This is a genomic window from Pedobacter sp. 01T416_2, assembly GCF_056398925.1.
Window position 1 is genome coordinate 1 of record NZ_JBFTQI010000180.1, and the last position, 8700, is coordinate 8700.

At 38.8% G+C, this 8700-nt stretch carries 7 protein-coding genes; 5 read left to right on the forward strand and 2 right to left on the reverse strand.

Annotated features, from left to right (window positions below; all coding sequences use genetic code 11):
- From AC1DPQ_RS09865 to AC1DPQ_RS09880, 4 genes are all read left to right on the forward strand, one after another.
- A partial coding sequence (locus AC1DPQ_RS09865; protein ID WP_477609053.1) for an MFS transporter occupies positions 1-1143 on the forward strand: 1143 nt, incomplete at its 5' end.
- Between the two features lie 42 nt (positions 1144-1185).
- Positions 1186-4737: a molybdopterin-dependent oxidoreductase gene (locus AC1DPQ_RS09870; protein WP_477609055.1), complete on the forward strand. Its 3552-nt coding sequence runs from the start codon at positions 1186-1188 to the stop codon at positions 4735-4737.
- A 151-nt stretch (positions 4738-4888) separates the two neighbouring features.
- On the forward strand, positions 4889-5392 hold the full coding sequence (locus tag AC1DPQ_RS09875; protein ID WP_477609057.1) for a nitrate reductase associated protein: 504 nt from the start codon (positions 4889-4891) through the stop codon (positions 5390-5392).
- A 3-nt stretch (positions 5393-5395) separates the two neighbouring features.
- Positions 5396-6877: a rubredoxin gene (locus AC1DPQ_RS09880; protein ID WP_477609059.1), complete on the forward strand. Its 1482-nt coding sequence runs from the start codon at positions 5396-5398 to the stop codon at positions 6875-6877.
- Here AC1DPQ_RS09880 and AC1DPQ_RS09885 read toward each other — a convergent pair.
- Both AC1DPQ_RS09885 and AC1DPQ_RS09890 read right to left on the reverse strand, forming a co-directional pair.
- Positions 6872-7456, reverse strand: coding sequence for a molybdenum cofactor guanylyltransferase (locus AC1DPQ_RS09885; RefSeq protein WP_477585168.1), 585 nt, complete (start codon positions 7454-7456; stop codon positions 6872-6874). The genes AC1DPQ_RS09880 and AC1DPQ_RS09885 overlap by 6 nt on opposite strands.
- A 126-nt stretch (positions 7457-7582) precedes the next feature.
- Entirely contained in the window at positions 7583-8227 is a 645-nt protein-coding gene (locus AC1DPQ_RS09890; RefSeq protein WP_477585169.1) for a Crp/Fnr family transcriptional regulator, read from the reverse strand.
- A 237-nt stretch (positions 8228-8464) separates the two neighbouring features.
- On the opposite strand from AC1DPQ_RS09890, the gene AC1DPQ_RS09895 reads away from it, so the two are divergent.
- Entirely contained in the window at positions 8465-8665 is a 201-nt protein-coding gene (locus AC1DPQ_RS09895; protein ID WP_477585170.1) for a hypothetical protein, read from the forward strand.
- The last annotated feature ends 35 nt before the right edge of the window (positions 8666-8700 follow it).

Here is an 8700-nt window from a genome sequence, read left to right on the forward strand (position 1 = left end):
CGTTTACTGATCGGACGGCTAATTGATAAATTTGGTCCTAAACTCATTTACACCTGGCTTTTGGTACTGTGTGCCATTCCGGTACTGTTAATCGGAACCAGCCATTCTTATACTTCATTTTTACTTTTCCGCTTGGCCATTGGCGTAATCGGCGCTTCATTTGTAATTACCCAATTCCACACCTCCATTATGTTTGCTTCGAACATTAAAGGAACCGCAAATGCAACTGCAGGTGGCTTCGGTAATGCAGGTGGTGGTGCTGCCAATTTATTTATGCCATTAATCGCATCTGGCATTACCGCTCTGGGCTTTTGTAGCACTGAAGACAGCTGGCGTTATGCTATGATTTTTCCCGGTGTAATGCTTTTAGTATGTGCTTTTTTATATCACCGTTATACTTTAGATACCCCACAGGGAGATTTTAAGGATTTAAAAGATGAAAACATAAAAAGCACCAAAAACACATTTTTAATCGCCGCAAAAGATTACCGCACCTGGATTTTAACCATTGCCTACGCTGCCTGTTTTGGTGTAGAAATAACGGTTGACAACTTCGCCCCGATCTTTTTTACTGATTCATTCGGTGCAACAATCGCCATAGCCGGAATGGTTGCAGGTATTTTTGGCTGGATCAATGTTTTTGCCAGACCATTGGGTGGAATTGTTGCTGATAAAATCGGTAAAACCTGGGGATTTGATGGCAAAACACTTTTACTTGCGCTATTGCTTCTGATAGAAGGAATCGGCCTGATCTGGTTCGCAAAATCGGGCAATATTGGAATGGCTATTTTTATGATGTTCGTTTTCGGTCTAAGTTTAAAAATGGCCAACGGCGCAACTTACAGCCTTGTTCCTTTCATTAATCCACTTGCGGTTGGTAGTGTAGCAGGTATTGTAGGTGCTGGCGGAAATATCGGCGCTATGCTTATTGCATTTATGTTTAAAGCCAAAGCTGGTCATGCTACTAAAAATGTAATCGAAAATGGGCATTCTATTCAAAAAGATCTGATCGATTATACCAGTGCATTTACCTTTCTAGGCTTTATCATCCTCGGAATTGGCATTGCTATATTTATTTTCAGAACCATTATGGCACAGAAAAGCGCAGAGATAGAAGATCTTGTACTTACACCGAGCAAATAGTCATACCAAAAGTAAAAATCTACCTACAATACCGTTGATCATTTGAAAGAAGAAAAGAATATATCGCTAAATAATACAACAACATGCTGCTATTGCGGAGTGGGCTGTGGTATTGTGGTAAATAAAGATATCCATGAGCGGATAACAGTTGAAGGAGACAAAAACCACCCTGTAAACAAAGGCATGTTGTGCAGTAAAGGCATGAATCTTCATTACACGGCGAATGACAAAAGTGACAGACTGCTGTACCCCGAAATGCGCTACAACAAGAATATGCCCCTACAAAGGGTTAGTTGGGATACCGCACTAGAAAGAACGGCAGCCGTTTTTAAAGCACTGATTAAAAAACATGGTCCCGATAGTGTGGCTTTTTATGCAAGCGGACAATGTTTAACGGAAGAGTATTATGTAGTAAACAAATTGATTAAAGGTTTTATCGGTAGCAATAATATCGATACCAACAGCCGCTTATGTATGAGCAGTGCGGTTGTTGGTTATAAAATGAGCTTAGGTGAAGATACTGTGCCCATTAGTTACGATGATATTGAAATTGCCGATTGCATTTTTGTTGCGGGTGCAAATCCAGCATGGTGCCATCCTATCCTTTGGCGCCGTGTTGAAGCCGCAAAGCAAAAAAATCCAGACTTAAAGATCATTGTCAGTGACCCGCGAAAAACGCAGACCTGCTCGCTCGCCAATGTCCATCTGCAACTCAATCCAGGCACCGATATTACCCTTCACCACGCCATTGGCCGATGTTTAATTGAAGATGGAAAAATCGATGCTGATTTTATCATCAACAGCACCAATGGTTATGAAAAATACCATGCTACCGTTTTCGAAACCTCACTGGCCGAAGCAGCAGTTGTTTGTGGCATAAAAGAAAGTGATATCCGCTTGGCCGCATCGTACATCGGCAATGCAAAAGGTTTCATCAGCATGTGGACCATGGGGCTTAACCAAAGTGTGGTGGGTACTAATAAAAACCTTTCATTAATCAATCTAAACCTGATTACCGGCCATATTGGCAAACCTGGAAGCGGACCTTTTTCACTCACTGGACAACCAAATGCTATGGGCGGACGAGAAGTTGGTGGTTTAAGCAATTTATTGCCGGCACATCGGGTTTTAGCCAACGAAAGTCACCGCAATGAGGTCGAAAAATTTTGGCAGATCCCATTGGGCACCATACAATCTAAACCGGGCTTAACTGCAACCGAAATGTTTGATGAACTGAATACAGGAAAGCTCAAAGCAGTATGGATTTTATGTACCAATCCATTGATTAGCCTACCAGATGTTCGTGTAGCCGAAGAAGGATTAAAAAAAGCGAAATTTGTAGTTGTTCAGGATATTAGCAACAAAGTAGAAACCTTAAAATACGCTGATGTGGTTTTACCTGCAGCTGCCTGGGTAGAAAAAGAGGGCACCATGACCAATGCAGGCCGCTATATTTCTTATCTCAGTAAAGTAACCGAAGCACCTGGAGAAGCCTTACCAGATTCGGAAATTATCTGCCGGTTTGCAAAAAAAATGGGTTATCACGGTTTCGATTTCAAAAGTGCTTCCGAAATATATAACGAGCATGCAGCCCTTACGGAAGGAACCAACATTGATATCAGCGGACTTAATTATGAGATTTTAAGAAAAAAAAGAGCCGTTCAATGGCCTTACCCGAAGCAAGAAAAAGCATTCGGAACAGCCAGGTTATTTACCGATCACCAGTTTTACACACCAGATAAAAAAGCCAATATTTTATCATTTGATGACCAAAACCAATCGGAAGCTTTAACACCGGAACATCCATTGATTTTAACCACCGGAAGAATCAGAGATCAATGGCATACCCGAAGCAAAACAGGCAAGGTAAATAAATTGAACCAGCATATTAGTGAATCTTTTTTAGAGATCAACCCAATTGATGCTGAAGCCCGGAACATTAAAGACAATGATATTATCGAAATTTCCAGTTTACGTGGAAATGTTCGTGTAAAAGCAAAATTTTCGGAAGATATTAAACCTGGAGTGGTTTTTATGCCCATGCACTGGGGCAAAATCTTAAAAAGTGACCTAAACCGGGTGAATAACCTCACCAATAACCTGGTTGATCCACTAAGCAAAGAACCCGATTTTAAATTTAGTGCTGTAGAAGTAAAATTATATCAAAAAGCCCGACAAAAGATCATTGTTATTGGTGCGGGAGCTGGTGCCTGTGGTTTTGTTAAAAGTTACAGGGCCTTAAATACCGAAGATGATATCGAGATCTTTAGCAAAGAGAATTTCCCTTTTTACAACAGGGTACTTCTCCCCGATTACATTATTGGCACTTTACCATGGCATAACCTCATTAAAATGAGCGATAGTGAAGAAACCGATTATAGAATTAAACTGCACCGTGGGTTAGGTATCGAAAAAATCAACAAAGAAAATAAAACCGTTATTGATAGTAACGGAGAAACCCACCATTACGATATCCTGCTCCTGGCCACGGGAAGCAGGGCTTTTGTGCTTAAAGATATCCCGAAACTAAACGGCATATTTACCATGCGCAGCCGTAACGATGCCGACAGTTTTAAAAAACACGTGGATACCACAAATGGAAAAGTAGTAATTGTTGGTGGCGGTTTATTGGGTATCGAACTCGCTACATCTTTGGCCGAAACAGGATCAAAAGTGACGATTATCCAACGGATATCAAGATTAATGGGTCGCCAGTTGGATGCATTAGGCAGTCAGTTACTACATGAAGAACTGATCAGCAAAGGCATTGAGATTTTTTACAATGATGAAGTAGACCGGATTATCGGTGAAAAAAGCATTTCGGGCATCCGTTTAAAAAGTGGTTTATTGATCGATTGCGAATCTTTAGTAATTGCCATAGGTACTGTTCCGAATACCGAACTGATTAAAGAAGCAGGTATAGAATGCAAGAGAGGTGTTGTAGTTGATGAATACCTGAGAACCAACGAAAAAGACATTTATGCTATTGGAGAAATTGCCGAATTTAATGGCCAGATGTATGGCATTACCGCAGCAGCAGAACAACAGGCCGAAATTGTAGCCCGGTTTCTTTGCGGAGACATTGCTAAATTTTACCAGGGCAGCCTGCTCATGAATATCCTTAAAATGCACAGTTTAGAACTCTGTTCATTAGGTTTGGCCGAAATACCGGACAACGATCCGACTTATGAGGAAATTGTTTTTATTGATAAAGCAAAGCGCTACTATAAAAAATGTATTGTACACAATGATAAACTGGTTGGAGCCATATTAATTGGCGATAAAAGTGAGTTTTTGGAATTCCGCAACCTGATCGAAAATAAAATGGAGTTGAGCGAAAAGCGGCTTCAATTGTTAAGAAGTGGCAAAACAACCGAACCCATTATCGGCAAAACCGTATGCAGCTGCAACAATGTTGGCGAAGGCAACCTGATCAACAAAATTAAAGACGGCTGTAAAGATCATTTGCAGCTTTGCCAGTTAACTGGCGCTGGAATGGGCTGTGGCAGTTGCAGGCCCGAGGTAAAAGCCATATTAGATTCTTTTGTAAATGTATTAAAAACGGAACCTAAGCAGGTTTTAGTAGAGAAATGATAGATTTTCGTGATTCTTCATAAGCGTGTATCATAGTATGAATTGTCATCCTGTCCATAGGACTCCTACGAACAACATGACAGAATAAGAAGAGTAAGTTCTCTTTCTTTAATGAAGGTTCAGAGAATAATATTTAAAATTGAACAAAGTGATGAAAGTAAAAATAGGTCCTTCAGAATTTAAAAACCTAAAAGGGATTGAATATTTTAAGTTCGAGGAAGATTTTATTGAAGAAAATGTGCGTTGTATCCCGATGATCGTACGTTTTAAAATGGATGCCGCAGGAATAAAACTAAAATTGGCTGAATGGAGTAAATTTCATCCATCAGAAAGAATCCAACTGGCTTTACTACCGGTTTCAACTCAGGAACAAACAGATAAGTACCATCAATTTCTGATTGGCCTGATTACAAAATATACTGGAAATCAAGCTACCACGCTAGCTATCGATCCGCTACCCGATTGGGGAAACCTACATCAAATCCCTACGATGCTAAAAGAAAAGGCGACAGAATTAGCATTACAGCTTTCCATAAACCAGTGGCGAAAACTCACTAATATCCAAAGGTTTGCGCTTTTAAAATTATGCAGACCAGGGCACGAAAACAAAAACTTCCCAAAGGCAATAGTAGAATTTGGACTTTTAAATAGCTAAATCATGTATCAAACCATCATCATTAACTTTCCAGGCGGCATCATATCACCGGGCAATTTGTATAATATCCTGGTTGCGGCAACAAAAGCGCGGATCCAATATGTCCGTTTTGGCCTCCGCCAGCAGTTATTGATTGATACTACAACCTATAATATTGCCATATTTACAGGCGAAATGGATAAATTTGGGATCGATTATGAAGTAGACACCAATAATTTCCCGAATATTATCAGTTCTTATCCTGCTGAAGAGATTTTTATCCGCAAAACCTGGCTTACTGAAGGGGTATACAAAGATGTTTTAGACGATATCGACTTTAGACCTTCCGTTAAAGTCAATATCTGCGATAGCGACCAAAGTTTTACCCCCATGTTAACGGGTAATATCAACTGGATTGCCTCTTCACAATCCGAACATTATTGGCATTTGATTATCCGGTTTCCAAAAACCAATGTAACCTATGAATGGAATCAGCTTTGTTACACCAACCATATTGCACAGGTTACCAAAGCGCTGGAGGGTATTATCAAAAACAATCAGTCACAGTTTGTAGATAATCCACAAGCCAATGGTGAAGCGCTCTTTGCACTTTTAGATCAGGACAACTTCATTCTTAAACAGGCCGAAAATACCGTGTCCCTATCTTCTTTTAACCTACCTTATTACGAGGGCTTAAACCGATATAACAATAAATATTGGTTGGGTATCTACAGGCGCGATGAATTGTTCAGCATTCCATTCTTAAAGAAACTCTGCCAGCTTTGTTTAGATACCAAACTCGGTCAGTTGTGCTGTACCTCCTGGAAAACCATTATTATAAAAGGGATTGATGAAAAAGACAAAAACCTTTGGAATGGCTTGCTCGAAGAATTTGAGATCAATATGCGGCATGCGGCCAACGAACTTAACTTTCAGGTGGAAGACAATTGTAACGAAGGTCTAGCGTTAAAAAATTTCCTTGTTAAACATTTGAGCATTGATGATACCAGGACGTTTGGAATCTGCTTTGGCATTAAAACACGCAAAAAAAGTGAGGTTTTCAGTAGTATCCTGATCCAAAAACGCCACTTGATTAATATACTGGGTTTAAAACTACTCCCCGTTTACGATATCCTTTGTGCTAAGGATTTTAACCCCAACGAGCGTACCGGCGAAATTTTTAGCAGGAGTAATCCTAGTTTTTTATTACCAGAACAAGTAAGGCGTTCGATATTTAAGTTTTACAAATACCGTTTAAATGCGATAAAAACCGGTAATCAAAAACAGAGCTTTCAAACTGAAGAAACGATAAAAAAAGATGGCGAGTTTTTATATCAGTGTAACAATTGTTTAACAGTGTACAATGAGCGCATTGGCGAAATTGAAAACAACATTAACCCAGGTACGGCATTTAAAGATTTACCAGAAGGTTATTGTTGTGTGCTTTGTGAAGGAGAAAAAGACAATTTCACTAAAATTGATCAATCAGCCTTGCAATTGTTATAAGCCGTTTATTTCTGCATGGGAATTAAAATTACTGAAATAACGATAATCCTGGTCCTCAATGGCAATTTCGCAAACTCGCAAATTACTTAAAACGTATTTCATGCTGTGTTTGGCCAAACCATTGGTTTGAAGCAGGTGTACAATTTTTTTCAAACCCTCAACTTTATAAATCCCGCATAAAGGTTCTTGCTGACCATCTTTGGTGAAAATATAAGCCTCGAAAGAATCATCAGCTTTAAGTGAATGGATTAGCTTTTCCAGCAACCTGACTTCCATCAACAACATATCGCAGGCCAATAAGAACAGATCTTCCTCTGGATTTGATAAGTGCGCAGAAAGCACCCCCAATAATGGTCCCTTGATATCAGGTAAAGAATGGTCAACTATCAGGTGTTCATTCCCAAAATAACCTGCATAGGTTTCATGCTGCGATGGATTAACTGAAAATTTTACCGGGAGATCAAGCGCACTTAATTTATCAGCTGCCATCTGTGCCCATAATTTATCCTGATGACTGAGCAAACCTTTATCAGTGCCCATTCTTAAACTCTGCCCACCACATAAAACGATTCCCAACATATTATATTAATAATTTAAAAACTGGTTATTAATTAAGCTAAGCGAAATAAATATTTTGAAAAGATACTTCGACTACGCTCAGTATAACAACAATAAATTTTAAAAAATTAAAATTATAAACCTTAATTATTTATTACTCAAATCTGTTAGTCCAGCTTCGTTTAAAATGCCAATTTGCTTTCCTTTCACTATTATTAACTTTTCTGCTAACAGCTCGTTCATGGTCCTAAAAACGGTTTCGTAAGTGGCACCGGTAAAAGCAGCCAGATCCTGACGGCTTAATGCTAAATTTAAAAATCCTTCGGCATCTAATCCAAATTGGTCTCTTAATCCTAGAATAGCCACGGCAAGCCTCCCCTTAACCGACATTAAAGCTAAATTACGCATTTTCTTTTCTGAGGCATGTAATTCATCTGCATAAAACATCAACAAACCGTAAGCAAATTCCTGGTTTACTTTTATGGTAGTTTTAAAAAAATCGATATCTACAAAACAAAGTTTGGTGGTTTCTAAAGCTGTTGCCGATATTGGATAGGTAGAAATACTGCTGCTGATTCCCCTATGTCCAATTATGGCTCCATCGTTTGCAAAACGTAAAATCAATTCTTTGTCGCCCCATTGTTTATGCACTTTTACATTACCCGAAGTAACAAAATAAACACCACTCACCGGATCGCCCTCTTTGATAATTATTTCCCCTTTTTTAGCGATAAAATTTCGTTTATGGCCCTCGATAGCAGAATGCCATTCTTTTAATGTGAGTTGGCACATAAAACAAGTTTCAAGATCGCAGTTATTATTTTTCTTCATATTTTATTGGGGATGTTGGGTAAAAATAGCAAATCATTGCACAATTATTGGGTATCGTAAGCAAATTCGGTGATTCTTCACTATTGTTGAAAATTTTATAAGAATAAAACTCATTGAAAGAGAACACTTAGCATTTTTTACAGGCATCTTCATCACAAAGAAGTTTAAAGATATGCCATCAAATCATAATTTTGTGTTATGGCAAATACAAACGTTAGAAAATCAATCCAGAATAAGATCGAATCATTGGGCAAGGAAATCGAAAGCTTACAATCAGAATTAAAAAGATGGGAAAAAATTGCAGCCGATTATGAAACCAACTCGGAAAGCATTGATTTGATTTTATCGATACAATTACCTGAAAAACCAGAACCAAAAACTAAAAAGGTAAAATTGTAAGGCTTTAATACTAGAAAACCCGGACAATGTCCGGG

Bases quoted from the DNA above. Each gene is read 5' to 3' on its own strand.
- AC1DPQ_RS09885 (WP_477585168.1), bottom strand. From the start codon at position 7,456: ATGTTGGGAATCGTTTTATGTGGTGGGCAGAGTTTAAGAATGGGCACT.
- AC1DPQ_RS09875 (WP_477609057.1), top strand. From the start codon at position 4,889: ATGAAAGTAAAAATAGGTCCTTCAGAATTTAAAAACCTAAAAGGGATT.
- AC1DPQ_RS09890 (WP_477585169.1), bottom strand. From the start codon at position 8,227: ATGTGCCAACTCACATTAAAAGAATGGCATTCTGCTATCGAGGGCCAT.
- AC1DPQ_RS09880 (WP_477609059.1), top strand. From the start codon at position 5,396: ATGTATCAAACCATCATCATTAACTTTCCAGGCGGCATCATATCACCG.
- AC1DPQ_RS09895 (WP_477585170.1), top strand. From the start codon at position 8,465: ATGGCAAATACAAACGTTAGAAAATCAATCCAGAATAAGATCGAATCA.